Genomic DNA, 22485 nt, shown 5'->3' with positions numbered 1-22485 from the left:
CCTGCCTCCGTTTTGCCTTTTCCGGTCCGGGGGCGGGGGGGCGGGGGGCGGCGGGGGGGGCCGCCCCCCCGCGCGGCGGGGGGGGGGGGGGGGCGCCCCGCCCCCCCCCCCCACCACTGTCGTCCGCGCCGGTCCTGCGCCCCCGCGCCTTCCGGCCGGGCGCTCCCGGCGTCGGCCCGCGGGCGGGGGTTCGACGACGGGCCCTAACGCCAGCGCCAGGCGTGGTCGACCGGGCCGATCCCGGCACCCAGGGCGAAGCCCCCGGCGATCGCGCCGGTGATGTACTCCTTGGCCGAGCCCACCGCCGCGGGCAGCGACTCGCCCCTGGCCAGGCCGGCCGCGATCGAGCTGGCCAGGGTGCAGCCGGTGCCGTGGGTGTGCCGGTTGTCGTAGCGCGGCGCCCGGTACCAGTGCACCTCGTCGGGCCCGCCGTACAGCAGGTCCGCGGCCTCGCCCTCCAGGTGGCCGCCCTTGACCAGCGCCCAGCGCGGCCCGAGGTCGACCAGCGCCCGGGCGGCGTCCAGCATCTGCGACTCGTCCTCGACGGTGCGGCCGGTGAGCTGGGTCACCTCGTGGAGGTTGGGGGTGACGACGGTGGCGACCGGCAGCAGCCGCTCCCGGACGGTGGCCACCGCCTCGGCGGCCAGCAGCGCGTCCCCGTGCTTGGAGACGCCGACCGGGTCGACCACCACCGGGGCGTCCACCGTCGACAGCAGCTCGGCGACCGTCTCCACCAGGGCGGTCGAGGCGAGCATGCCGGTCTTCACGGCCTGCACCCCGATGTCGTCCACCACGCTGCGGAACTGCGCCCGGACCGCCTCGGCGGGCAGTTCCCAGTAGCCCTGGACACCGAGCGAGTTCTGCGCGGTGACGGCGGTGATCACGCTCATGCCGTGCACGCCGAGGGCGAGCATCGCCTTGAGGTCGGCCTGGATGCCGGCGCCGCCGCCGGAGTCGGAGCCGGCGACGGTGAGCACGCGGGGAGGTGCAGTCGAAACCATGGGGTCAACCTACCCCCGCCGGTTCACAGCACCGCTTCGGACTCCGCCCAGCGGGCCTCCGGCACCGTCTTCAGCCGGGTCACCGCGTCGGCGATCGGCACCAGCTCGACGGCGCCGCGGCGCAGTGCGGTGAAGTGCCCGAAGGCGCCCCGGTGGACGGCCTCCACCGCGTGCCAGCCGAAGCGCGAGGCGAGCACCCGGTCCCGCGCGGTCGGGGTGCCGCCGCGCTGGACGTGGCCGAGGATGACCGGCCGGGCCTCCTTGCCGAGCAGGTCCTCCAGCTCGTGGGCGAGCCGGTTGCCGATCCCGCCGAAGGTCCGGTGCCCGAACTGGTCGACGTCGCCGTGGTCGAAGCGCATGGTGCCGGGCTGCGGGGCGGCGCCCTCGGCGACGGCGATGATGGCGAACTTCTTGCCGCGGGCGAAGCGGTCCTCCACCATCCGGGCCACCACCTCGATGTCGAAGGGCTTCTCCGGGATCAGGATGCCGTGCGCGCCGCCGGCCATGCCCGCGGTGAGGGTGATCCAGCCGGTGTGCCGTCCCATCAACTCGACCACCATGACGCGCTGGTGGGACTCGGCGGTGGTCTTCAGCCGGTCGATCGCCTCGGTCGCGACGTGCACCGCGGTGTCGAAGCCGAAGGTGAAGTCCGTGGCGTCGATGTCGTTGTCGATGGTCTTGGGCACCCCGACCACCGGCAGCCCGGCGTCGCTGAACCGCTTGGCCGCGGTGAGCGTGCCCTCGCCGCCGATCGCGATCAGCGCGTCGATGCCGATGTCCCGGGCCAGCGTCTTCGCGTTCTCCACCGCCCAGGCGATCCGCTCCCGCTGCACCCGCGCCGAGCCCAGGATGGTGCCGCCGAGGGTGAGCAGCCCGGTGACGTCGTCGTGCGAGACCGGCCGGGTACGGCCCTCGATCAGGCCGAGGAAGCCGTCCTCGATGCCGACGATCTCGTCCCCGTGCACGTCCGTTCCGCGGTGCACCACCGATCTGATCACCGCGTTGAGGCCGGGGCAGTCGCCGCCGCTGGTCAGTACACCGATGCGCATGTGTGGTGTGCTCCCGCTCGCAGTGGACATCAGAACACCCGCGCGCCGGACGGGCGGGCGGGCTCGGATGCCGCAAGCCTACGCAAAACGCACCCCCGAAGCCCGTCCGCCGCACGCCCGGAGCGTCATCTGCCGCACCGGCGTCCACTGCCCATCGGCCGGTCTCCGTACGCCAGTCGGTACCGGAGGCCGCCGGCAGCTCACTCGGCGAAGTGGTCCCAGCCGCCGACCCGGTCCCACGGCGCGCCGTCCACCGTCACCCGTCCGCTGCGCGAGCCCAGCGGACGGCCGGTCACCTCGCCCACCACCCGCCAGCGGGCGGGGAGTTGGACACCGCGCGGGAAGGTGGCCACGATCGCGTGGTCCTCGCCGCCGGAGAGCACCCAGACCAGCGGGTCCACCCCGACCGCCTGGCCGATGTCGGCCATCTGCGCGGGGACGTCGAAGTCCGCGGCCTTGAGGTCGATGTCCACGTCGCTCGCCCGGGCCACGTGGCCGAGGTCGGCGACCAGCCCGTCGCTCACGTCGATCATCGAGGTCGCGCCCAACTCGGCGGCGGCCGGGCCCGCGTGGTACGGCGGCTCGGGCCGGCGGTGCGCCTCGACGAAGGCCCGCGGGGACCGGAAGCCGCGCTGCAGGACGGTCAGCCCGGCCGCCGACCAGCCGAGCCAGCCGGTCACCGCGACCACGTCGCCGACCTGCGCGCCGGAGCGCGTCACCGCCGCGCGCCCCTGGAGGTCGCCGAGCGCCGTGATGGCCAGCGTGACGGTGTCGCCGCGCACCACGTCGCCGCCGACCACCGTCGCCCCGGCCACCTGGCACTCGTCACGCAGCCCGTCCATCAGCTCGGTGGCCCAGGTGGTCGGCAGGTCGACCGGGGCGACCAGGCCGAGCAGTATCGCGGTCGGCACCGCGCCCATCGCGGCCACGTCGGCGAGGTTCTGGGCGGCGGCCTTGCGGCCCACGTCGTAGGCGGTCGACCAGTCCCTGCGGAAGTGCCGGTTCTCGATCAGGACGTCGGTCGTGGCCACCACCCGGCCGTCCGGGGCCTTCACCACCGCGGCGTCGTCCCCGGGACCGAGGTCGACCGCGTCGGTGAGCGGTACCCGGGCGGTCAGCTCCCTGATGAGGCCGAACTCGCCCAGCTCGCCCACGGTCCCCTGCATCTGCCGTCCTCTCGCGTTTCCATCCGGATCTGGCCCCCGCGCGCAGCGTACGCCCTTCGGGGGGTACCGAGGTCTCCCCTCCCCGGGCCGCTGCGCGGTAGCGTGGTGATCCAGTCTGCCGGTGAGCCCGTTCCCACCCTGTGCCCGACCGGGCGATCACGGCGGCGACCCCCGTTTCCGGCCGCCGGGAGGCACCTGTGGTACAGGCATACATCCTGATCCAGACCGAGGTCGGGAAGGCCAGCGCCGTGGCCGACACGATCGGCAAGATCCCCGGGGTCCTCACCGCCGAGGACGTCACCGGCCCCTACGACGTGATCGTCAAGGCCGAGGCCGAGACCGTGGACGACCTGGGCCGCATGGTGGTCGCCAACGTCCAGAAGGTCGAGGGCATCACCCGCACCCTCACCTGTCCGGTGGTCCACCTCTAGCCCCGGCTACCATCGGCGGGTGCCCAAAGAACTCCGCATCCCCAAGGTGCTGACCGCGCTGCCGGCACCGGTCCGCTGGCTGGCGGTGCCGGTCGCGCTGGCCTGCGCGGTGGTCCTGCTGATCGGGAGCTGGAGTTCGGCCGACCCGAAGGTCGAGGTGCCGCGGCCGAGCGGACGGGCGGCGGACCACTGCCGCGCACTGGCAGCGGCGCTGCCGCACGAGCTGCTGGGGCACGCCCGCCACGACCCGTCACCCGCCTCGCCGTACGTGGCGGCCTGGGGAGACTCGCCCCGGCTCGTGCTGCGCTGCGGCATCGACCGGCCGGAGGAACTGGACGGCGAGCACGCCACGGACTGGTCCCCGACCGTCGACGACGTCACCTGGTGGTCGCAGAAGCTCTCGGACGGCGGCTACCGCTTCGTGACGACCATGCGCGCCGCCTACGTCGAGGTGACCGTCCCGGCCGGAGCCGCGCAGAACCCCTTCGACCCGGCGGCCGCCCTGAGCGACCTCGTCAAGGCGAACATCCCGGGCTGACGCGCCCCGGCCTTCCCGCCCGGAGCCGAAGGGGCGCGCCGGTGCCGAAAGGGAGAAGCGAGGAGGCCCGAGGAACGAGGGCCTTGGAGCGCCGACCGTCGGCACCGGATCGGAGCGCCCCGGAGGCGAGCGGGCGAACAACAGGGAGGCCCCGAGGGACGAGGGGCCTTGGAGCGCCGACCGTCGGCACCGGATCGGAGCGCCCCGGAGGCGAGCGGGCGAACAACACAGAGCGGGCGGGCCGGGAGTCCCGGCCCGCCCTTTCGAATCCCTGCCGCTACCGCAGCCCGGTCGGGCGGCGCAGCGCCGACTCCAGCAGCCGGTCGATCAGTTCCGCGTACGCGACCCCGCTGGCCTCCCACATCTTCGGGTAGGCGGAGATCGGGGTGAAGCCCGGCATGGTGTTGATCTCGTTGATCATCCAGGTGCCGTCCTCCAGCAGGAAGAAGTCCACCCGGGCCAGGCCCTCGCAGCCGAAGGCCTCGAACGCGGCCACGGCCTGGCGCTGGATCTCCGCGGTCTCCTCGGCGGTCAGCCGCGCGGGGATCTGCACCTCGGAGGAGTCGATGTACTTGGCCTCGAAGTCGTAGAAGTCGAAGCCCTCGCCGACCAGCACCTCGGCCGGCACGCTGGCCCGCGGGCCGTCCTCGAACTCCAGCACGCCGCATTCGATCTCGCGGCCGGTGACCCCGGCCTCGATGATCAGCTTGGGGTCGTGCCGGCGGGCCTCCTCGATCGCGGCGTCCAGGTCCGCGAGGTCGCGGACCTTGGTGATGCCGATGCTGGAGCCGGCCCGGCAGGGCTTGACGAACAGCGGCAGGCCGAGCCCGGCGGCGCGCTCGCGCACGGCCGCGCGGCCCTCCTCGGTCTCCCAGTCGCGCGGCCGCACGATGGTGTAGGTGCCGACGTTCAGGCCGTGCGAGGCCAGGATCCGCTTGGCGAACTCCTTGTCCATGCCGGCCGCGCTGGCCAGCACGCCGTTGCCGACGTACGGGACGCCGGAGAGCTCCAGCAGGCCCTGGAGCGTGCCGTCCTCGCCCCACGGGCCGTGCAGCAGCGGGAACACCACGTCGACCTCGCCGAGCACCTTGGGGGCGCTCCCCGGCTGGCTGAGGACCACTTCGCGGTCACCCGGGGCGGCGGGCAGCACGACCTGCCCGTCGACGGACTCGGCGATCTGCGCCACGTCCGGCAGCTTGCCGCCCGTGATGGCCATTCGGGCCGGCTCGTCGCTGGTCAGCGCCCAGCGGCCCTCGTGGGTGATGCCGATCGGCAGCACGTCGTACTTGGCGCGGTCGATCGCCCTGAGCACGCTGCCCGCGGTGGAGACCGAGATCGCGTGCTCGGAGCTGCGGCCGCCGAAGACCAGCGCGACGCGCGGCTTGCGGGCGGACGGGTTCGGGGAGGACTGTTCGATGCTCATATCGGGCTTGAGACTACCGTGCGACGTGTTTCCGGACGGTCAACGCCCGCCCGGCGGGCCCCGGAATTGTCAGCCCGGCGCCCCGGCACGGAGCCGGCACCGCTCGGCCTCAGCCCCGCCCGGCCTCAGCCCCGCTCCGCCTCAGCGCCGCTCGGGCTTGGCGGCGCGTGACATCAGCGCCTGCAGCGCCTCCTGGGTCGGCCGCCCGTTGTGCACGACGTCCACCACGGCCTCGACGATCGGCATGTCGACCCCGTTGCGCCGGGCCAGGTCCAGCACCGACTCGCAGGACTTGACGCCCTCGGCGGTCTGCCGGGTGGCCGCGATGGTCTCGGCCAGCGACATGCCCCGGCCCAGGTTCATGCCGAAGGTGTTGTTGCGCGACAGCGGCGAGGAGCAGGTCGCGACCAGGTCGCCCATCCCGGCGAGCCCCGCGAAGGTGTGCGGGTCGGCGCCCAGCACCTCGCCGAGCCGGGTGGTCTCGGCCAGCCCGCGGGTGATCAGCGTCGCCTTGGTGTTGTCGCCGAGCCCCATGCCGGCCGCCATGCCGACTGCCAGACCGATCACGTTCTTGACCGCGCCGCCGAGTTCGCAGCCGACCACGTCGGTGTTGGTGTACGGCCGGAAGTACGGCGTGTGGCAGGCGGCCTGGAGCCGCTTGGCGACGGCCTCGTCGGTGCAGGCGACCACGCTGGCGGCGGGCTGGCGGTTGGCGATCTCCTTGGCCAGGTTGGGCCCGCTGACCACCGCGACCCGCTCCGGGCCGACCTTGGTGACCTCGTCGATCACTTCACTCATCCGCTTGGCGGTGCCGAGCTCGATGCCCTTCATCAGGCTCACCAGCACCGTCTGCGGCTCGATCAGCGGCGCCCAGGCGGCGAGGTTGTCGCGCAGCGTCTGCGAGGGCACGACCAGGACCGCGAAGTCGGCGCCGGCCAGCGCCTCGGCCGCGTCGGTGGTGGCCCGGACGGTGGCGGGCAGCCGGACGCCCGGCAGGTAGTCCGGGTTCTCGTGGGTGGTGTTGACGGCGTCCGCCAGCTCCTGGCGGCGGGCCCACAGCACCACCTCGCAGCCCGCGTCGGCGAGCACCATCGCGAAGGCGGTGCCCCACGAGCCGGTCCCCATCACTGCGCAACGGGTCACCGGCCCGCCCCCTCACCGTCGTTGTCGTTCGGAGCGCCCTTGGCCCGGCGGCGCTCGGCGAGTGCCGCGGCGGCCCGCTGGCGGGCGGCCTTGCGCATGTCGTACCGCTCGGCGGGCGGCTGCTCGCCGCGGATGTCGGCCAGCACGGCGGTGATCGCCGCCATGATGTCCTCGGTCGCGTCGGCGAGCACCTGGGCGGTCAGCTCCTGGCCCTGGTACTTGGTGAGGTCCACCGCGGGCCCGGCCGCGACGGTGACCTTGTGGCGCGGGAACAGGTTGAACTTGCCCTTGCCGTATCCGGGCCGGCCGTACGGCGGGATGATCTCGTGCGCGCCCCAGTGCGCGACCGGGATGACCGGCGCACCCGTCATCAGCGCGACCCGGGCGACACCGCTCTTCCCGGTCATCGGCCACAGGTCCGGATCCCGGGTGAGCGTTCCCTCCGGGTAGAACTGCACGCACTGGCCGCTGTTCACGGCGTCGATCGCGGCCCGGAAGGCCTGCGCCGCGTCGGTGGACTCGCGGAATACCGGAATCTGGCCGGTCTTGCGCAGCATGAATCCGATGAAGGGGATCGAGAACAGCGAGGACTTGCCGAGAATCCGCGGCGGGCGGCCGCTGTTGTACTGCCAGTGCGCGTAGACCACCGGATCGATGATCGAATTGTGGTTCACCGCGGCGATGAAGCCGCCTTCCTTCGGAATGTGCTCCCAGCCGCGCCAGTCGGGCTTCACCAGGGCGGTCGTCACCGGTTTCACCAGCACGGCCGCGAAGCGGTACCAGATGCCGTAGTCGGCGTTGCCGAACTTGGCGTACGAGCGGCGGGCCACCCCAGCTCCTTCTCATCACATGCGGCACACGGGGTGCCGCGATCAGTGCCTCCCGGTGCCGCGCACCGGTCTGCCCGGTGCCCGGTTCGCGGGCGCGGAACAGTGTCGCCCGCTCGCTCACCGGCTGTCGAGCGACCGCGCCAACCCGCCGGACGGTCGTGATCAAACGCACGTCCGCACAGCTCGGACGGCCTGGCGAGGGCTCCGGGCCCGGCGTCACAATGACGCCGATGACCCAGGACACCGTACGCCCCAGCGAGCCCGTCGCGCCCGCCGCACCCCCCGCCGACTGGTCGCTGGTGCTGCCGCTCAAGCCGCTCGCCCTGGCCAAGAGCAGGCTCGCCCCCTACGCCGGGCCGCACCGGCCGGACCTGGCCCTGTCCTTCGCGCTCGACACCGTCACCGCCGCCCTCGCCACTCCGGGCGTGGCCCGGGTCCTGGTGGTCACCAGGGACCCGGGCGCCGGCGCCCGGTTGGCGGAGCTGGGCGCCCTGGTCGTCGCCGACGAGCCGGGCGGTGGCCTCAACCGGGCGCTGTCGCACGGCGCCTCGGTCGCCCGGGCACTCGCCCCGCGGGCCCCGCTGGCCGCCCTCTCCGCCGACCTGCCGGCCCTGCGGCCGGCCGAACTCGCCCGGGTGCTGGGCGCGGTGCCGCCGGACGGCCGGGCCTTCCTGCCCGACTCCCCCGGCCTCGGCACCACCCTGCTCGCCACCGCTCCCGGCCGCCCGCTCGCCCCCGCCTTCGGGGACGGCTCGCGGGCCCGGCACGCGGCCGGCGGCGCGCTCGAACTACGGCTGGCGGACGTCGAGTCGGTGCGCCGGGACGTCGACACCGGCAGCGACCTCGGCGAGGCGGCGGACCTCGGCCTCGGCCCGCACACCAGTGCGCTGTTCGCCCGTCTGGGCCGGTCCTGACGGTCGGGCCGGACCGGGGCCGCGCCCGGCCCCGGCCGCGGCGGGGCGGTCTGTCCGACCCCCTCGCTATGCTGCTGGCATGCAGGCCACCGCGTTCACCTTCGACCCCGCCACCCGGGCCGGCTCCGTGCTGCTCGACGACGGGACCCCGGTGCCGTTCGACGCGGCCGCCTTCGACGCCGGTGGCCTGCGGCTGCTGCGCCCCGGCCAGCGGGTGCGGATCCGCACCGAGGGTTCCGGGGAGGCGCGCCGGGTGGTCTTCGTGACGCTGCAGACCTTCCCCGATCCGGCCGACGAGCACTGACCGGCCGACGGACACTGACTCCGCGGACGGGCAATGACTCCGCCGACGGGCACCGACTCCGCGGACGGCCACTGGTTCCGCCTACGAGCACCGACCCGCCGGCGGACTCCGACCGGCGACGGGCACCGCCCCGGCCGCTCCGCGCCGTCCCGACGGTTCCCGGGCCCGCCCGGACCGGCCGCCGCCGGGTCCTGACCGAGCGCCCGGAAAGCGAAGAGCCGCGGCCACCCGGCCCCGCAGTTCGCGGAAGGGGTGCCGCGGCTCTGAGCCGAAGGCCGTCCGAGACGGTCGCGCGGGACTTACTTGGCGGTGGTCTTGCGCGCGGTGGTCTTGCGGGTGGCGGTCTTCTTCGCGGGAGCCGTCTTCTTGGCCGTGGCGGTCGCCTTCTTGGTGGTGGCCGTGGTCTTCTTGGCGGCAGCCGTCGGGGTCGCCTTCTTGGCGGTGGCCGTCTTCTTCGTCGCGGTCGCCGTGGTCTTCTTGGCGGCGGCGGTGGTCTTCTTGGTGGCGGTCGCCTTCTTCGCGGCGGTGGCCGTGGTCTTCTTGGCGGCAGCCGTGGTGGCCGTCTTCTTGGCGGCGGTCTTCTTGGTCGCGGCCGGAGCGGCGGCGGCGGCGGAGCGCTTGGTGGCGGCCCGCTTGGCGGCCGGGGTCGCGGCGACGCCCGCCTTGCCCGGGGTGAGGGAGCCCTTGGGGGCCTTCTTCACCGAGGGGCCTTCCTTCGGCAGCTTCTTGCTGCCGCTGACCAGGTCCTTGAAGCCCTGGCCCGGACGGAAGCGGGGGACCGAGGTCTTCTTGACCTTGACCCGCTCGCCGGTCTGCGGGTTGCGGGCGAAGCGCGCGGAGCGCTCCACCTTCTCGAAGGTGCCGAAACCGGTGACCGAGACCCGGTCACCGGCCACAACGGCACGGACCATGGTGTCGAGCACTGCGTCGACGGCCTCTGCGGCAGCCTTGCGACCGCCCAGCTGCTCGGCCACCGCTTCGACAAGCTGAGCCTTGTTCACGTCTTCCCCTTCGGAAACGGGCGCCGGATGATTCCATCCGTTCTTTTCGCACGTTAGGTATGTATCTGCGGACTTTCAATTACCAAACGCGCGAATCACCCTAGTGTCGCAATGGATTTGCGCGTCCGCGACCTCAGTCGAGGGGCGGGCGCCCCTCGTCGAGGTCATGTACAAAGCGACTCAACCGCCGTGCCGCCTCGGGAAGATCGCGCTTGGCGGTCTCCGTGACGATGAGCAGTTGACGGGTGAGAGCGGTCTTTGCATCTGCAGACACGTTCAGCGCATGCACGCGGGCGTGAGCTTGCTTCAACCGCTCGGCCACAAGCGCGTAGAGCGCTGCGACTTCCCGGTCGTCCGGCCCCTCAGCTGGTGCGGAGGTGACGTCCGGCCGATCGTCAATTCGGCGTTCGGATCCCCGGCCCATGGGCTCCTCGGACGCGGGTTCGCCGCCCGCGTACGGAGGTTCATGGTGCCGGTGCATGTACTGATTGTGCCATCTACCCGCAGTTGTACTTGCGCGGGGCCCTCTTCCGCAAAGCCAAATGGGCAATCCGGGGCGGGCCTCGGCGCTAACTCGTGCTCCGGAACGCCGGATGGCCCGGCCCCCCCGAGGGGGGCGCGGGCCATCCGGTGGATCGTCAGAATGCTTGTTCTGAAGGGAACTCAGGAGACCGGCAGAGTGCGCGGCTTGAACGCCGGGCGGGTCGCCTCGTAGGCCGCGATGTCGGCCTCGTTCCGCAGCGTGATGCTGATGTCGTCCAGCCCGTTGAGCAGCCTCCACCGCGCGTTGTCGTCCAGCTCGAAGCCCGCGACGACGCCCTCGGCGCGCACTTCGCGATTCTCCAGGTCAACGGTGATCTCGGCCGAAGGGTCACTCTCGGTGAGCGCCCAGAGCCGTTCCACGGTCTCCTGCGGCAGCACGACGGTCAGCAGACCGTTCTTCAGGGAGTTGCCGCGGAAGATGTCGGCGAAGCGCGAGGAGATGACCGCGTGGAAGCCGTAGTTCTGCAGCGCCCAGACGGCGTGTTCCCGGGAGGAACCGGTGCCGAACTCGGGGCCGGCCACCAGGACGGTGGCGCCCTGGCGCTCGGGCCGGTTGAGGATGAACGACTCGTCCTTGCGCCAGGCCTCGAAGAGACCGTCCTCGAAACCGGATCGGGTGACCTTCTTGAGCCAATGGGCGGGGATGATCTGGTCGGTGTCCACGTTGCTGCGGCGCAGCGGGACGGCCCGGCCGGTGTGGGTGGTGAACTTCTCCATGGCTCAGGCCTCCACGGCGACGTCGGCGGTCAGGGCGGACGGGTTCAGGTCGGCGGGGGCCGCGAGCCGGCCCAGGACGGCGGTCGCGGCGGCGACCTGCGGGGAGACCAGGTGGGTGCGGCCGCCCTTGCCCTGGCGGCCCTCGAAGTTGCGGTTCGAGGTGGAGGCGCAGCGCTCCCCGGGGGCGAGCTGGTCGGGGTTCATGCCCAGGCACATCGAGCAGCCGGCGTGCCGCCATTCGGCCCCGGCGGCGGTGAACACCTTGTCCAGGCCCTCCTCGACGGCCTGCAGGGCGACCCGCACCGAGCCGGGGACGACCAGCATCCGTACGCCGTCGGCGACCTTGCGGCCCTCCAGCACGGCGGCGGCCGCGCGCAGGTCCTCGATCCGGCCGTTGGTGCAGGAGCCGACGAAGACGGCGTCGACGGAGACCTCGCGCAGCGGGGTGCCGGGCTCAAGGCCCGTGTACCTCAGGGCGTTCTCCGCCGCCAGGCGCTCCTGCGGGTCGGCGAAGTCCGCGGGGTCGGGGACCGCGGAGCCCAGCGGGGCGCCCTGGCCGGGGTTGGTGCCCCAGGTGACGAACGGGGTCAGCTCGCTGGCGTCGATGAAGACCTCGTGGTCGAAGACCGCGTCCTCGTCGGTGACCAGGGTCTTCCAGTAGGCGACGGCGGCGTCCCAGTCCTCGCCCTTCGGGGCGTGCGGGCGCCCCTCCAGATAGGCGAAGGTGGTCTCGTCCGGAGCGATCATGCCGGCCCGGGCGCCGGCCTCGATGGACATGTTGCAGACGGTCATCCGGGCCTCCATGGACAGGCTCCGGATCGCCGAGCCGCGGTACTCCAGGACGTAGCCCTGGCCGCCGCCGGTGCCGATCTTCGCGATGACGGCCAGGATCAGGTCCTTGGCCGTGACGCCCTCGGGCAGTTCGCCCTCGACGGTGACCGCCATGGTCCTGAACGGCGCCAGCGGCAGGGTCTGGGTGGCCAGCACGTGCTCGACCTGGCTGGTGCCGATGCCGAACGCCAGCGCGCCGAAGGCGCCGTGGGTGGAGGTGTGGGAGTCCCCGCAGACCACCGTCGTGCCGGGCTGGGTCAGGCCGAGCTGGGGGCCGACCACGTGCACCACGCCCTGCTCGACGTCGCCGAGCGAGTGGATCCGGACGCCGAACTCGGCCGCGTTCCGCCGCAGGGTCTCCAGCTGCACGCGGGAGACCGGGTCGGCGATCGGCTTGTCGATGTCCAGGGTGGGGGTGTTGTGGTCCTCGGTGGCGATCGTCAGATCGGTGCGGCGGACCTTGCGGCCGGCCAGCCGCAGCCCGTCGAAGGCCTGCGGGCTGGTCACCTCGTGGAGCAGGTGCAGGTCGATGTACAGGAGGTCGGGCTCGCCCTCCGCGCGCCGCACGACGTGGTCGTCCCAGACCTTCTCTGCGAGTGTCCGTCCCATCGGATTCCCTCCAGCCGGCCGCGTTGCCGGCCTTCTCGTGTCGTCGGGTAAACGCTTGCGCCGCCCAGTGCGGGGCGCTTCCGCGCGACCTGCACGCCGGATCGCTGTCCACGATGCGGACACTCTCGCGAGGACCCATCCTGGATGTCTCCCGGGCTGCTGCATCCAGAGTGGCGCTTTTCCCGGAAGATTGAACTTGCGTCTCGCGGACTGAGACTGCAGTCTTAGGGCATGGACAACACTAGCGGCGTCGGCGTTCTCGACAAGGCCGCTCTGGTGCTCAGCGCACTGGAGTCGGGCCCCGCCACGTTGGCGGGGCTGGTCGCCGCCACCGGTCTGGCGCGGCCCACGGCCCACCGACTCGCCGTCGCACTCGAACACCACCGCCTGGTCACCAGGGACATGCAGGGGCGCTTCATCCTCGGCCCCCGCCTGTCCGAACTCTCCGCCGCGGCGGGCGAGGACCGGCTGCTCGCCACCGCGGGCCCGGTCCTGACCCACCTGCGCGACGTCACCGGCGAGAGCGCACAGCTCTACCGCCGCCAGGGCGAGATGCGGATCTGCGTAGCCGCCGCCGAGCGGCTCTCCGGCCTGCGGGACACCGTCCCGGTCGGCAGCACCCTGCCGATGAAGGCCGGCTCGGCCGCCCAGGTCCTGCTGGCCTGGGAGGAGCCCGAGCGGCTCCACCGCGGCCTCCAGGGCGCCCGCTTCACCGCCACCGCGCTGAGCGGCGTCCGGCGGCGCGGCTGGGCCCAGTCGATCGGCGAGCGGGAGCCGGGCGTCGCGTCCGTCTCCGCGCCCGTCCGCGGCCCCTCCAACCGGGTGGTGGCCGCCGTCTCCGTCTCCGGCCCGATCGAGCGGCTGACCCGCCACCCGGGCCGCCTGCACGCCCAGGCCATCATCGAGGCCGCGAACCGGCTCACCGAGGCGCTGCGCCGGAGCTGACCGGCCGACTCCCCACCCCTTCCCCCACTCCCCCACCACCCCCACCGGAAAGCGAAAGGGCCCCGCTCGACGACGAGCGGGGCCCTTCGGGCATTACTCCGGAAAACGAAAAAGACCCCGGTGACCGGGGCCTTTCCAATTTCTGGCTGGGGTACCAGGACTCGAACCTAGACTAAATGAACCAGAATCACTCGTGCTGCCAATTACACCATACCCCAACACAAAGCAAGGGCCGATGGGTGAGCCCATCGGCTTCCTGCTCTGAAGTACCCCCGACCGGATTCGAACCGGCGCTACTGCCGTGAGAGGGCAGCGTGCTAGGCCGCTACACAACGGGGGCTTTCCAAGTGATCCCTTGCGGGACCAGTACCCCCGACCGGATTCGAACCGGCGCTACTGCCGTGAGAGGGCAGCGTGCTAGGCCGCTACACAACGGGGGCTTGATCTTCATTTGTCCTGCGGTCCGACCGTTGCCGATCGTACAGCGCTGGGGTACCAGGACTCGAACCTAGACTAACTGAACCAGAATCAGTCGTGCTGCCAATTACACCATACCCCACCAGAGTTGAACCCCTCCGGGGCCTTCTCAGGCGTTGCGCCTCTCGGTCGGTCCCTTCCGAGGGGCTTTCGTTCCTCGTCCGTTCCCTCCCGGGCGGCGCAGAAAGAACATTACCCGACGTCGGCCCCGGCTCCAAAATCGATAACCGCAGGCAGCGGCGGGGAGGCCGTCCGGTGGCCTCCGGACGCACCGCGGGCCCGGCGGTGAGCCGGGCCCGCGGCCTGCTCAGCGGCCCGTCGGGGGCCGCTCAGGCAGGGCGTCCACCGGGCGGGCGCCCGGGGATCCGCCGGGCGCCCCGGGGGCGGGCAGGGCGCTTACGCCCTAGGCGGCGGGCAGGGCGTCCAGGGCGGAGCGCAGCCGGCGCAGCGTCTCGGGGCGGCCGAGCAGCTCCATCGACTCGAACAGCGGCGGGGAGACCCGGCGCCCCGTGACGGCCACCCGCAGCGGCGTGAACGCGAACTTGGGCTTGATGCCCAGGCCTTCCACCAGGGCCTCGCGCAGCGCGGCCTGGATCGGCTCCGGGGTGAAGTCCGCGAGCTCCTCCAGCGCCTTGATGCTGGCCTCCAGCACCGGGCGGGCGTCGGCGTTGAGCACCTTGGCGGCGTCGTCCGGGTCGACGGTGAAGTCGGCCGGGTCGACGAACAGGAAGCCGGCCATGTTGACGATCTCGCTCAGCACGACCATCCGCTCCTGGGTGAGCGGGGCGACCTTGGCGAGCACGTCCAGCTGCTCGGCGGTCGGCTCGGCCGGCAGCAGGCCGGCGGCCTGCAGGAACGGCACCAGTCGGCGCGCGAAGTCGTCCGGGGCCAGCTTGCGGACGTGCTCGGCGTTGATCGCCTCGCACTTCTTCAGGTCGAAGCGGGCCGGGTTGGCGTTGACCTTGGTGATGTCGAAGGCGGCGACCATCTCGTCGATGCCGAAGATGTCGCGGTCCTCCGCCAGCGACCAGCCCAGCAGGGACAGGTAGTTGAGCAGGCCCTCGGGGATGAAGCCGCGCTCGCGGTACAGGTTGAGCGAGGACTGCGGGTCGCGCTTGGAGAGCTTCTTGTTGCCCTCGCCCATCACGTACGGCAGGTGGCCGAAGCGCGGGGTGGTGCCGTTGCCGACGCCGATCTCGGCGAGCGCGGCGTACAGCGCGATCTGCCGCGGGGTGGAGGAGAGCAGGTCCTCGCCGCGCAGCACGTGGGTGATGCCCATCAGGGCGTCGTCCACCGGGTTGACCAGGGTGTACAGCGGGGCGCCGTTGGCCCGGACGATGCCGTAGTCGGGCACGTTCTCCGGCTCGAAGGTCAGGGTGCCGCGGACCAGGTCGTCGAAGGTGATGGTGCTGTCGGGCATCCGGAAGCGCAGGATCGGCTCGCGCTTCTCCAGCTTGTAGACCGCGATCTGGTCCTCGGTCAGGTCGCGGCAGTGGCCGTCGTAGCCGGAGGGCTTGCCGGCCGCGCGGGCGGCCTCGCGGCGGGCGTCGAGCTCCTCGGTGCTGCAGTAGCAGTGGTAGGCGTGGCCGGCCTCGTGCAGGCGGCGGGCGACGTCGGCGTAGATGTCCATCCGCTGCGACTGGCGGTACGGCGCGTGCGGGCCGCCGACCTCCGGGCCCTCGTCCCAGTCGAAGCCGAGCCAGCGCATGGCGTCGAGCAGCTGCTCGTACGACTCCTCGGAGTCGCGGGCGGAGTCGGTGTCCTCGATCCGGAAGACCAGCGTGCCGCCGTTGTGGCGGGCGAAGGCCCAGTTGAAGAGGGCGGTGCGGACCAGGCCCACGTGGGGGTTGCCGGTCGGGGAGGGACAGAAGCGAACCCGGACGGCCGGGTCAGTGTTAGCCACGCTTGATCACCTTGTTGGTGAGAGTGCCGATGCCTTCGATGGAGACGGCGACCTCGTCGCCGACGTTGAGGGGGCCCACCCCTGCGGGCGTGCCGGTGAGGATGACGTCGCCGGGCAGCAGCGTCATGGCCTCGGAGATGTGGACGATCAGCTCGGCGACCGAGCGGACCATCAGGGAGGTGCGGCCGGTCTGGCGGAGCTCGCCGTTGACCGTGCAGGTGATGGCGAGGTCGCCGGGGTCGAGGTCGGTCTCGATCCACGGGCCGAGCGGGCACGCGGTGTCGAAGCCCTTGGCCCGGGCCCACTGGCCCTCGCGCTGCTGGACGTCCCGGGCGGTGACGTCGTTGGCGCAGGTGTAGCCGAGGATCACCTCGGGCACCCGGTCCAGCGGCACCTCGCGGCACATCCGGCCGATCACCACGGCGAGTTCGGCCTCGTGGTGGACGTCCGAGGAGAACGGCGGGTACGCGATGCTCTCGGTCGGTCCGATCACCGAAGTGGAGGGCTTGAAGAAGGTCAGCGGGACGTCCGGGACGTCGTTGCCCAGCTCGGCGGCGTGCGCCGCGTAGTTGCGGCCGACCGCCACGATCTTGTTGGGCAGCATCGGGCTGAGCAGCCGGACGTCCTGGAAGCGGTAGCTCTCGCCGGTGGGCTGGGGCTGGCCGAACGGGTGGCCGGCCAGCGCGTGGACGACCAGCGAGTCGGGCTGGGAAGGGTCCCCCTCGACCACGCCGAAGGAGACGCTGCCGGCGGCAGGGCTCCCTTCCCGGACGGAAAACCTGGCAATGCGCACGGCTGGGCTACCCCTCGCTTCGTCGGCCGCCCGGGGCGCCCCCGGGCGCTGCTGGGCGCCTCGCCCTCCGTGGGCGCGGCCCCGTCAATCGTCGTCCAGGCTATCGCGTGGGGCCCCTGCCGACCGCTTTGCCCCTGTTCAGCGCGGTTGGGGCGGGAGGCGTCCGGCTCCGGAGGACGACGAGGGCGCCGCGGATCCCGGTGCGGGGTCCGCGGCGCCCTCGGCGGAGCGGCGGCCGGGTCAGTCCTGGGGGGTGATCACCGGGGCGACCATCAGCTGGGTGCGGCGCGGGTTGGCCGTGCTGGCCGGCAGCTCGGTGGAGTACGTGACGACGTCCTCGGGCTTGCGGGCGCCCGGGATCTTGCTGAAGTCCTCGACCGAGGCCAGCGTGGTCCGGCGCGGGTTCGCCGTGTTGCGGCAGGACAGCGTGGACTTGGTGGCCTTCTTCGCCAGGGACATCGAGAGCACCTCGTGGTCACGGCCGGGCGGCTCCGCGCGGGAGAGGCACCGGCCTGAATGGTTCCGATTGATTCGGAGGGGTTCTGGGCAGGCTGATCGGGGCCGTGCTCCGGAGACAGCCAGGTTACGAGATCTCTTTCCACAGAGACCGTGACCAAAGCTACACATTGGCCTGTGATTTTGCTCACAAATTCATGAGCAAATCACAGATATCCGACATATCGCCGCAACGGAATTTCCCGACATTCCGCCCATGTCGGTCATTCCACCAGGTCTGTGACTCTTTTCGATCTAGGGCCTGGTTGGCATGTATCCGGCGAGTGTCCGAAAAAGGCGGTATTCCGGTCCGGTTACCGCACAGTCCGTGAAACGGCGCATGCGTTCGGTAGTACCCGGCGACTCGCTCCGGCGGGCCTTGTTGGGATTCCCCGGCTGTGCTGGAATGCCACGGACCGTGGGTAGGGAGCAGTCCACCCCGGCGACCCGCTCTCCCGGACCGGCCGGGGTGCGGATGGAAACTCGACACCGTCCAGGCCGTGGCGACGCGGCGGGACGCCCGGTCCAGAGGTTGCGACGCCAGTGCAGGGACGTTTCAAAAGGGGTAGCGGCGCCGCGGGTGACCCGGAGTCGCGCGAGCCTGTGGCAGCCCCCCAGCAGGCGGCGGCCCCCGGCGGCCCGGCCGACCCGGTGACGCCCGAGGGCCCCGGCCGACCGGAGGAGGACGGCCAGGACCGCAAGTCCGCCCGGGACAAGCTCCGCACCACCCTGACCAGGCGCCGCGCCACCGGTCTGAGCCGGCTCGCGATGCGCAACTGGCGCATCCGCACCCGCCTGATCGCCCTGCTCGCGCTCCCGGTGCTGGTCTCGCTGATCCTCGGTGGTCTGCGCATCCAGACCTCGCTCGAGAACTCGCAGCAACTCGCCCAGATGGCCAACCTGTCGGACCTGGCCAAGAAGGCGACCAGCCTCGCGGACGCGCTGCAGACCGAGCGCGACATCAGCGCCGGCTTCATCACCAACCGTCCGAACGACCCGCTGGACGACGACATCGTCACGGCCCGCAAGGCCACCGACGACCTGAGCCGCACCTTCACCGCCTCCTCGGACAAGTTCGAGAACCTCGAACTCTCCGGCGGGAAGGCGCTGCTGTTCCAGATCCGCAAGGACCTGAACTCCATCGCCGACGCCCGCAACACGCCCTACCAGAACAGCCAGAACATCCAGGCGACGATCACCGCCTACGACGTGATCATCCGCGACCTGCTGTCCATCACCCAGGACATCGCGCTCGCCTCGAACAACAAGGACCTGCTGGTCTCCACCCGCGCGCTGCAGCAGTTCTCGCTGGCCAAGGACGCCACCTCGCAGCAGCGCGCGCTGATCAGCGCCGGTCTGGCCAACCCCAAGGGCCCCGACCTCAGCCCCAGTGACGAGTCCTTCGGCATCCGCCTGCGCACCTCGTACGACAACGCGCTGACGAGTTTCAACAACATCTACACCGCGCACGACCTCGACAACCTGCGCGGCCAGCTCAGCTACAACTCGGTGGTCGCCGACGCCGACCGCTACTCGCGCTCGATCCTCCAGCCCAGCGGCATCCACCAGACCGAGCCGGTCTCGTACAAGGACTGGTACGAGAAGGCCAGCGCCAAGATCACCGCCGAGCGCCGGATCGAGTCCAAGCTGATCGAGGACCTCGACGGAAAGGCCCAGGACCTCCAGTCCCAGGCCGACACCGAGGCCCTGATCATCGGTGCCGCCGTCGCCCTGGTGCTGCTCGTCGCCCTCGGTGGCGCCGGTCTGATCGCCCGGTCGATGGTGCGCTCGCTGACCCGCCTCCAGGCCGCGGCCGAGGACGTCGCCGAGCGGCGCCTGCCCGAGCTGGTCAAGACGCTCTCCGAGAGCGACCCGCACGACGTCGACACCACGGTCGAGCCGGTCGCCGTCGACTCGACCGACGAGATCGGCCACGTGGCGCACGCCTTCGACATGGTGCACAGCGAGGCCGTCCGCCTCGCCGCCGAGCAGGCCCTCCTGCGCGGCAACATCAACGCGATGTTCACCAACCTGTCGCGCCGCAGCCAGGGCCTCATCCAGCGCCAGCTGTCGCTGATCTCCGAGCTGGAGAGCCGCGAGGCCGACCCGGACCAGCTGGCCAACCTGTTCAAGCTGGACCACCTCGCGACCCGCATGCGCCGCAACGGCGAGAACCTCCTCGTCCTCGCCGGTGAGGACCCGGGCCGCCGCTGGACCAGGCCCGTTCCGCTGGTCGACGTGCTCCGCGCCGCCGCCTCCGAGGTGGAGCAGTACGAGCGCATCGAGCTCGCCGCCGTGCCGTCGGCCGAGGTCGCCGGCCGCGTCGTCAACGACCTCGTCCACCTGCTCGCCGAGCTGCTGGAGAACGCCACCTCGTTCTCCAGCCCGCAGACCCGCGTCCGGGTCACCGGCCACGCGCTGCCGGACGGCCGGGTGCTCATCGAGATCCACGACACCGGCATCGGCCTGAGCCCGGACGACCTCGCCGAGATCAACGAGCGCCTCGCCAACCCGCCGACGGTGGACGTCTCCGTCTCCCGCCGCATGGGCCTCTTCGTGGTCGGCCGCCTGTCCCTGCGACACGGCATCCGGATCCAGCTGCGTCCGAGCGACTCCGGCGGCACCACCGCCCTGGTCATGCTCCCCGTCGACGTCACCAACTCCGCCGAGCGGCGCGGGGCCGGCCGCCCCGGCCCGGGCAAGCAGCAGCGCGGGGTCGCCCCGACGCCGCGCCAGCAGCGCCAGGTCCCGCCCGGCCGCCAGGGCGGCCCGGCCGCGCTTGGCCAGGGCCCGGCCGGCGGTGCCCCGCAGGGCGGCCGTCCGCAGCTCGGCCAGGGCGGCCCGGCCGCTCCCGCCGCGCCGAACGGCCCGGGTGCGCCCGGCGGCCGCTCCGGCGGCCTGCCGACCCGCCAGGTCGGCCAGTCGCTGCGCGAGAACCCGGCCGCCGGTCAGCCGGCGCAGGCCCAGCAGGCCCCGGCTCCGCAGGCCTCCGCCCAGCACGCCCCGGCCCAGCAGCAGGGCCAGCCGCAGCAGGCGCCGCAGGGCGGCCTTCCGCAGCGCGGCCCCGGCCGCCAGGGCCCGCCGAAGGGCGGCATGAACGGCCTGCCCCGCCGCGGTCAGGGCCGCCCGCAGGCCGGCGGCGAGTTCGACGGTGCTCCGGGCCCGCGGACCGGCGAGCAGCCGCAGCACGGCCGCCCGGGCGGCCCCGGCGCGCCGCAGCAGGGCGCCCGTCCGGGCAACCGTCCGCAGGACGGCCTGCCCCAGCGGGCTCCGGGCCGTCAGGGTCCGGGCGCCCCCGCCCAGCACGGTCCGCAGGGTCCGCAGGGCCAGCGCCGTCCGCAGCGGCCCGGTCCGGACGCGCCGCGCCGCGACCGCCAGCCCCAGCTGCCGCCCCAGCAGCAGGCCCAGCCCCAGCAGGCCCAGCCGCAGCAGGCCCAGCCGCAGCAGGCCCAGCCGCAGCAGGCCCAGCCGCAGCAGGTCCAGCCGCAGCAGGTGCAGCAGACCCAGGCCCAGCCGCAGCTGCCGCCCCAGCAGCAGGCCCAGCCGCTGCCGTCGGCCGAGCCGGCGTCGGTGGAGAGCACCCAGCAGTTCGCCCGGCCCCGCTTCGAGGCCAGCCAGATCGACCCGCGCGACCCGCTGGGCCTCGGCCTGGTGGAGCCCGTGCTGCCCGACGTGGCGAACCCGGCCCAGCAGCAGCCCCAGCCGCGCCCGGAGCAGGCCCCCGTCCAGCCGCAGCAGCGGCAGCGGCAGGAGCCGATGGCGCTGCCGACCGGGCCGTCCGAGGCGGCCGGGGGTCAGTCCTGGTACCCGCAGCAGGGTGCGGCCCACCCGCAGGATCCGCAGCAGGCCCGGCCGCGCCCGTACCAGCCGCGTCGGCCCGGCACGTCCGCGCCGGACTTCCAGCAGCAGGCCCCGCAGCAGGCCCCGGCTCCGCAGCAGGCCCCGCAGCAGCCGCAGCCGGGCGTCGGCGAGGCGCCGTGGCGTCCGTCCGCGAACGACGAGCGCTGGCGCCGTGCCGAGCAGGTCCGCGAGCCCTCGACCAGCGGCGTCACGATGTCCGGCCTCCCCCGCCGGACCCCGCAGGCCAACCTGGTCTCCGGCACCGCCGAGGCCGCACCGCTGACCGGTCCTCAGGTCTCCCGGGCCCCCGAGGAGGTCCGCGGCCGGCTGACCAACCTGCGCCGGGGCATCCAGCAGGGCCGCCGGGCCGGTGCCGAGCAGGCCGCCCACCAGCCGGGCCTCCAGCATGGTGCCCAGCAGCCCGGATTCGATAGTTTCGGTGGCCGGAGCGACGGCAACGGCGCAGATCACCAGGAGCGTTGAGTTGAACCAGATGAGCCAGGCCGCACAGAACCTGAACTGGCTGATCACCAACTTCGTGGACAACACCCCCGGGGTGTCCCACACCGTGGTGGTCTCCGCGGACGGCCTCCTGCTGTGCATGTCGGAGGGCTTCCCCCGGGACCGCGCCGACCAGCTCGCCGCCGTCGCCTCCGGCCTCACCTCCCTCACCTCCGGCGCCAGCCGGATCTTCGAGGGCGGCGAGGTCAACCAGACCGTCGTCGAGATGGAGCGCGGCTTCCTGTTCCTCATGGCCATCAGCGACGGCTCCGCCCTCGCCGTCCTGGCCGCCCCCGACTCCGACATCGGCCTCGTCGGCTACGAGATGGCGCTGCTCGTCGACCGGGCCGGCGCCGTCCTCACCCCCGCACTCCGCGCGGAACTCCAGGGCAGTCTCCTGCACTGACCGGAGCCCGAGCGGATCCACCCACCGTCCCACCCCGCACCGGGTCCGACCCGACCGGACCCGGTGTCTCACCCTCAGCTACCCTCAGGCAGCTGATCCCGCCTCAGCTGGCACCGCCCCAGCTGGAACCGGCTGCCCAAGGCTGCAGCACTAGGAGGACCCATGACCCCGCCCTCGACACCCGCCGGCCCGTACGGGTACGGCAGCGGCTACGGCGGGCAGCAGTCCGACGGCTACGAGCAGCAGCCGCTGGTCCGCCCGTACGCGATGACCGGCGGCCGGACCCGCCCGCGGTACCAGCTCGCCATCGAGGCCCTGATCTCGACGACGGGCTCGGCCGAGCGGACCGGCGGGCTGCTGCCCGAGCACGCCCGGATCGTGAACCTCTGCCGTGAGGTCAAATCCATCGCGGAGATCTCCGCACTGGCCGGCGTGCCGCTCGGTGTGGCCCGCATCCTCGTGGCCGACCTGGCCGAGGCCGGTCTCGTCGCCATCCACCAGCCCGCCGCCGCGGGCGAGTCGGGCGGAACGCCCGACGTCACGCTGCTCGAAAGGGTCCTCAGTGGACTTCGCAAGCTCTAACGCGGCCGCCCCCACCCGCGCCACCACCTCCGCGAAGATCGTC

The 22485-nt window shown here is 72.6% G+C and carries 21 protein-coding genes and 4 tRNA genes; 8 read left to right on the top strand and 17 right to left on the bottom strand.

All coding sequences use genetic code 11. The annotated features are described in order from the left end of the window. Positions 1 to 203 precede the first annotated feature (203 nt). The 3 genes from thiD to ACGF07_RS35140 form a co-directional block, all read right to left on the bottom strand. A complete protein-coding gene (gene thiD / locus ACGF07_RS35150) occupies positions 204 to 1001 on the bottom strand; it encodes a bifunctional hydroxymethylpyrimidine kinase/phosphomethylpyrimidine kinase (RefSeq protein WP_350747951.1) in 798 nt (265 codons plus the stop codon). A 23-nt stretch (positions 1002 to 1024) separates the two neighbouring features. Beyond that, positions 1025 to 2050 carry a 6-phosphofructokinase gene (locus tag ACGF07_RS35145; protein WP_392905666.1) on the bottom strand — a complete coding sequence of 342 codons (1026 nt, stop codon included), beginning with the start codon at positions 2048 to 2050 and terminating at the stop codon, positions 1025 to 1027. A 200-nt stretch (positions 2051 to 2250) separates the two neighbouring features. Beyond that, a complete protein-coding gene (locus ACGF07_RS35140; protein WP_350747957.1) occupies positions 2251 to 3216 on the bottom strand; it encodes a thiamine-phosphate kinase in 966 nt (321 codons plus the stop codon). A gap of 197 nt (positions 3217 to 3413) precedes the next feature. Between ACGF07_RS35140 and ACGF07_RS35135 the strand changes: the two genes are divergently transcribed. Continuing rightward, positions 3414 to 3647: an Lrp/AsnC ligand binding domain-containing protein gene (locus ACGF07_RS35135; protein WP_350747958.1), complete on the top strand. Its 234-nt coding sequence runs from the start codon at positions 3414 to 3416 to the stop codon at positions 3645 to 3647. A gap of 19 nt (positions 3648 to 3666) precedes the next feature. Then, entirely contained in the window at positions 3667 to 4185 is a 519-nt protein-coding gene (locus ACGF07_RS35130; protein ID WP_392905663.1) for a DUF3515 domain-containing protein, read from the top strand. A 277-nt stretch (positions 4186 to 4462) separates the two neighbouring features. On the opposite strand, the gene ACGF07_RS35125 is transcribed toward ACGF07_RS35130, so the two are convergent. The 3 genes from ACGF07_RS35125 to ACGF07_RS35115 form a co-directional block, all read right to left on the bottom strand. Beyond that, positions 4463 to 5608, bottom strand: a complete 1146-nt coding sequence (locus tag ACGF07_RS35125; RefSeq protein ID WP_392905660.1) for a D-alanine--D-alanine ligase family protein — start codon at positions 5606 to 5608, stop codon at positions 4463 to 4465. A 141-nt stretch (positions 5609 to 5749) separates the two neighbouring features. Beyond that, entirely contained in the window at positions 5750 to 6733 is a 984-nt protein-coding gene (locus ACGF07_RS35120) for an NAD(P)H-dependent glycerol-3-phosphate dehydrogenase (protein WP_350747858.1), read from the bottom strand. 14 nt (positions 6734 to 6747) lie between these two features. Beyond that, positions 6748 to 7581, bottom strand: coding sequence for a lysophospholipid acyltransferase family protein (locus ACGF07_RS35115; RefSeq protein WP_350747841.1), 834 nt, complete (start codon positions 7579 to 7581; stop codon positions 6748 to 6750). A gap of 230 nt (positions 7582 to 7811) precedes the next feature. Between ACGF07_RS35115 and cofC the strand changes: the two genes are divergently transcribed. After that, positions 7812 to 8495: a 2-phospho-L-lactate guanylyltransferase gene (gene cofC / locus ACGF07_RS35110; RefSeq protein WP_392905658.1), complete on the top strand. Its 684-nt coding sequence runs from the start codon at positions 7812 to 7814 to the stop codon at positions 8493 to 8495. 79 nt (positions 8496 to 8574) lie between these two features. Then, the gene (locus ACGF07_RS35105) at positions 8575 to 8799 is read left to right on the top strand and encodes a hypothetical protein (protein ID WP_350747846.1); all 225 of its coding nucleotides are present in this window, start codon (positions 8575 to 8577) and stop codon (positions 8797 to 8799) included. 299 nt (positions 8800 to 9098) lie between these two features. Here ACGF07_RS35105 and ACGF07_RS35100 read toward each other — a convergent pair whose 3' ends face one another. The 4 genes from ACGF07_RS35100 to leuC all read right to left on the bottom strand — a co-directional run bounded on the left by ACGF07_RS35100 (position 9099) and on the right by leuC (position 12500). Next, a complete protein-coding gene (locus tag ACGF07_RS35100) occupies positions 9099 to 9800 on the bottom strand; it encodes an HU family DNA-binding protein (protein ID WP_392905655.1) in 702 nt (233 codons plus the stop codon). A gap of 133 nt (positions 9801 to 9933) precedes the next feature. Continuing rightward, positions 9934 to 10281 carry a hypothetical protein gene (locus ACGF07_RS35095; RefSeq protein WP_392905653.1) on the bottom strand — a complete coding sequence of 116 codons (348 nt, stop codon included), beginning with the start codon at positions 10279 to 10281 and terminating at the stop codon, positions 9934 to 9936. 182 nt (positions 10282 to 10463) lie between these two features. After that, positions 10464 to 11060, bottom strand: coding sequence for a 3-isopropylmalate dehydratase small subunit (gene leuD / locus ACGF07_RS35090; RefSeq protein WP_350747852.1), 597 nt, complete (start codon positions 11058 to 11060; stop codon positions 10464 to 10466). 3 nt (positions 11061 to 11063) lie between these two features. Then, positions 11064 to 12500 carry a 3-isopropylmalate dehydratase large subunit gene (gene leuC / locus ACGF07_RS35085; protein ID WP_392905651.1) on the bottom strand — a complete coding sequence of 479 codons (1437 nt, stop codon included), beginning with the start codon at positions 12498 to 12500 and terminating at the stop codon, positions 11064 to 11066. 231 nt (positions 12501 to 12731) lie between these two features. On the opposite strand from leuC, the gene ACGF07_RS35080 reads away from it, so the two are divergent. Further along, entirely contained in the window at positions 12732 to 13445 is a 714-nt protein-coding gene (locus tag ACGF07_RS35080) for an IclR family transcriptional regulator (protein WP_030246527.1), read from the top strand. A 143-nt stretch (positions 13446 to 13588) separates the two neighbouring features. Here the strand turns inward: ACGF07_RS35080 and ACGF07_RS35075 are convergent. From ACGF07_RS35075 to ACGF07_RS35045, 7 genes are all read right to left on the bottom strand, one after another. Next, positions 13589 to 13663, bottom strand: a tRNA-Gln gene (locus ACGF07_RS35075). Positions 13664 to 13712: 49 nt separating this feature from the next. Beyond that, positions 13713 to 13785: transfer RNA gene (locus tag ACGF07_RS35070), tRNA-Glu, on the bottom strand. A gap of 27 nt (positions 13786 to 13812) precedes the next feature. After that, a tRNA-Glu gene (locus ACGF07_RS35065) sits at positions 13813 to 13885 on the bottom strand. Between the two features lie 47 nt (positions 13886 to 13932). Then, positions 13933 to 14004: transfer RNA gene (locus ACGF07_RS35060), tRNA-Gln, on the bottom strand. A 321-nt stretch (positions 14005 to 14325) separates the two neighbouring features. Continuing rightward, entirely contained in the window at positions 14326 to 15825 is a 1500-nt protein-coding gene (gene gltX / locus ACGF07_RS35055; RefSeq protein WP_392905649.1) for a glutamate--tRNA ligase, read from the bottom strand. Continuing rightward, positions 15818 to 16618: a fumarylacetoacetate hydrolase family protein gene (locus ACGF07_RS35050; protein ID WP_350748707.1), complete on the bottom strand. Its 801-nt coding sequence runs from the start codon at positions 16616 to 16618 to the stop codon at positions 15818 to 15820. Before ACGF07_RS35050 ends, gltX begins: the two co-directional genes overlap by 8 nt. A gap of 240 nt (positions 16619 to 16858) precedes the next feature. After that, positions 16859 to 17077 (bottom strand): hypothetical protein, encoded by a 219-nt coding sequence (locus ACGF07_RS35045; protein WP_392905647.1) that lies wholly within the window; start codon positions 17075 to 17077, stop codon positions 16859 to 16861. A gap of 639 nt (positions 17078 to 17716) precedes the next feature. Between ACGF07_RS35045 and ACGF07_RS35040 the strand changes: the two genes are divergently transcribed. From ACGF07_RS35040 to ACGF07_RS35030, 3 genes are all read left to right on the top strand, one after another. Then, a complete protein-coding gene (locus ACGF07_RS35040; RefSeq protein WP_392905645.1) occupies positions 17717 to 21436 on the top strand; it encodes a nitrate- and nitrite sensing domain-containing protein in 3720 nt (1239 codons plus the stop codon). 10 nt (positions 21437 to 21446) lie between these two features. Then, the gene (locus ACGF07_RS35035; protein ID WP_030291361.1) at positions 21447 to 21860 is read left to right on the top strand and encodes a roadblock/LC7 domain-containing protein; all 414 of its coding nucleotides are present in this window, start codon (positions 21447 to 21449) and stop codon (positions 21858 to 21860) included. A 162-nt stretch (positions 21861 to 22022) separates the two neighbouring features. Continuing rightward, a complete protein-coding gene (locus ACGF07_RS35030; protein WP_392905643.1) occupies positions 22023 to 22442 on the top strand; it encodes a DUF742 domain-containing protein in 420 nt (139 codons plus the stop codon). The last annotated feature ends 43 nt before the right edge of the window (positions 22443 to 22485 follow it).

The sequence above is a fragment of the Kitasatospora sp. NPDC048194 genome (genome assembly GCF_043202455.1).
Lineage (GTDB): Bacteria > Actinomycetota > Actinomycetes > Streptomycetales > Streptomycetaceae > Kitasatospora.
Note: the sequence above shows the minus strand (reverse complement) of the source record. Positions and strands in the feature narration are given on the sequence as shown.

Bases quoted from the DNA above. Each gene is read 5' to 3' on its own strand.
- thiD (WP_350747951.1), bottom strand. From the start codon at position 1,001: ATGGTTTCGACTGCACCTCCCCGCGTGCTCACCGTCGCCGGCTCCGAC.
- ACGF07_RS35145 (WP_392905666.1), bottom strand. From the start codon at position 2,050: ATGCGCATCGGTGTACTGACCAGCGGCGGCGACTGCCCCGGCCTCAAC.
- ACGF07_RS35140 (WP_350747957.1), bottom strand. From the start codon at position 3,216: ATGCAGGGGACCGTGGGCGAGCTGGGCGAGTTCGGCCTCATCAGGGAG.
- ACGF07_RS35125 (WP_392905660.1), bottom strand. From the start codon at position 5,608: ATGAGCATCGAACAGTCCTCCCCGAACCCGTCCGCCCGCAAGCCGCGC.
- ACGF07_RS35120 (WP_350747858.1), bottom strand. From the start codon at position 6,733: ATGGGGACCGGCTCGTGGGGCACCGCCTTCGCGATGGTGCTCGCCGAC.
- cofC (WP_392905658.1), top strand. From the start codon at position 7,812: ATGACCCAGGACACCGTACGCCCCAGCGAGCCCGTCGCGCCCGCCGCA.
- ACGF07_RS35105 (WP_350747846.1), top strand. From the start codon at position 8,575: ATGCAGGCCACCGCGTTCACCTTCGACCCCGCCACCCGGGCCGGCTCC.
- ACGF07_RS35095 (WP_392905653.1), bottom strand. From the start codon at position 10,281: ATGCACCGGCACCATGAACCTCCGTACGCGGGCGGCGAACCCGCGTCC.
- leuD (WP_350747852.1), bottom strand. From the start codon at position 11,060: ATGGAGAAGTTCACCACCCACACCGGCCGGGCCGTCCCGCTGCGCCGC.
- leuC (WP_392905651.1), bottom strand. From the start codon at position 12,500: ATGGGACGGACACTCGCAGAGAAGGTCTGGGACGACCACGTCGTGCGG.
- ACGF07_RS35080 (WP_030246527.1), top strand. From the start codon at position 12,732: ATGGACAACACTAGCGGCGTCGGCGTTCTCGACAAGGCCGCTCTGGTG.
- ACGF07_RS35045 (WP_392905647.1), bottom strand. From the start codon at position 17,077: ATGTCCCTGGCGAAGAAGGCCACCAAGTCCACGCTGTCCTGCCGCAAC.
- ACGF07_RS35035 (WP_030291361.1), top strand. From the start codon at position 21,447: ATGAGCCAGGCCGCACAGAACCTGAACTGGCTGATCACCAACTTCGTG.
- ACGF07_RS35030 (WP_392905643.1), top strand. From the start codon at position 22,023: ATGACCCCGCCCTCGACACCCGCCGGCCCGTACGGGTACGGCAGCGGC.